General features: G+C 32.0%; 1 protein-coding gene. It reads right to left on the bottom strand.

Annotated elements, in window-relative coordinates:
- Window positions 1–52 precede the first annotated feature (52 nt).
- Window positions 53–1678, bottom strand: a complete 1626-nt coding sequence (locus QLS31_RS16195) for an IS1182 family transposase (RefSeq protein ID WP_282744699.1) — start codon at window positions 1676–1678, stop codon at window positions 53–55.
- Window positions 1679–1764 lie beyond the last annotated feature (86 nt).

Below are 1764 nucleotides of genomic sequence, written 5' to 3' on the forward strand. Positions count from 1 at the left end.
GAGGCTGTCTGAAAAAGGACAGCCTCTTTTGTTTAAATTCAATTTTGATTTATTACTGGTTTATTGAATATTTGAAATCTATCATTAAAAACAGCTCTAAGAGGTTATTCAATTCGTTTCTGAAGCGAAAAAAGGGTCTGAAATTGTACAAACGCACTTTTGCTATCCATTTAGAAAAGTTATGAGCAATAGCAATTAAGCCAAATTCAATATTTACTTTGGTTATTTTTGTTAATGTAAAACGCTTAAACCCTTTGTTTTGCTTAATATTTCCAAAAACGGGTTCTGGTTCTATGCATCTTTTGCTGTAAATTTCCTTTCCTAGTTCACTTTCTAAATTTTCCCTCGCTTTAGTTTTAAGTTTTTGAAGATTATGATTAATTTCTATCCTTCTGTTTCCCTGTGCTTTAAAACATAGTCCTCGCATTGGACAACCTTCGCAATTAATAGCTTGATAAACAGAATGATGTTGTAGAAAACCGGTTGTTGTTTTTGATTTTTTAGTATAAATGTTGGTCATTTTTTGTCCCATTGGACAAACCAAAAAGTCCTGTTCAGCATTATAAAAAAGGTTTTGTGCGTGAAATACGTTTTTCTTGTGTTTCCGAGTTTGCTCGATTCGATACATGTTGTACGGAATAAAAAAATCAACTTGTTTGTTTTCAAGTAATTGATAGTTTTCTTGGCTTCCATAGCCAGCATCGGCTATAACTTGTTTGGATTGTTTCTGATATGCTTTTTCAAAACCATCTAAATGACTTTCTAAGGTTGTGAAATCTGTAGATTTTTGATGCGTAGAATAATGCGTAATAATCTGGTTTTCTGTAGAAATTTGGATGTTATAAGCAGGTTTTAATTGACCGTTCATCATGTGATCTTCCTTCATGCGCATAAAAGTGGCATCGGTATCAGTTTTAGCATAACTGTTTCTATCCCCTAGAATTTCAAGGTGTTGTTCGTACTCTCTAAGTTTTGGCAACTGTTCATTTTCTAGTTTTTGAATGACTTTTTTTTGCTGCTTGGTTAAAAATGCTGCCTTTGTGTTTTTATTTATCGTTTGTATTTTTTCTTCTAATTTCAGACTATCCATTTGACTATCAACTTGATTGTCAGTATGCATAATGTCCGAATCGATGGCTTGACCAATTTCTGCCAAAACTGCATCTATTTTACCTTGAAGTCTCTCTTTGTTTTTTTCGACTGCTTTTTTCCAAACAAAACTATATTTATGTGCATTGGCTTCTATTTTAGTACCATCGATAAATTGTTTCTCCAGGCTAATAAGTTCTAAATCAACCATCATTTCAACGAGTTGACTAAAAAGTTTTTCAATACTTCCTTTTAATTTTTGCCCTCTAAAATCATTTATAGTTCTAAAATCAGGTTGTAAACCACCTGAAAGCCACATAAAGTAAATATTTTCCTTTATGGCTTTAGCTATTTTTCTGCAAGAATAAGTATTATTTAAATACCCATAAAACAGTATTTTAAGTAGCATTTTAGGATGATAACTAGAAGTCCCGCCGCCTTTGTACTGTGAGATAATATCAGGGATTTCCAATCTTTCAACAACGGAATCTATTAATCTAGCAGAATGATTTTCTGAAATTAAATCATTTAAGTTTATTGGGAATAATGCTTGTTGGTGTACCGAATGTTGCTTGAAAACGGGTTGCATAATCTTTGTTTTTAGTACTTAAAAATACTAATAATCAAGATTAAAAACAAAAAAACTGTCCGAAAATTACCTTTTCGGACAGCCTC

Source organism: Flavobacterium sp. XS2P24 (assembly GCF_030010285.1).
Taxonomy (GTDB): Bacteria; Bacteroidota; Bacteroidia; order Flavobacteriales; family Flavobacteriaceae; genus Flavobacterium; species Flavobacterium algoritolerans.

Bases quoted from the DNA above. Each gene is read 5' to 3' on its own strand.
- QLS31_RS16195 (WP_282744699.1), bottom strand. From the start codon at position 1,678: ATGCAACCCGTTTTCAAGCAACATTCGGTACACCAACAAGCATTATTC.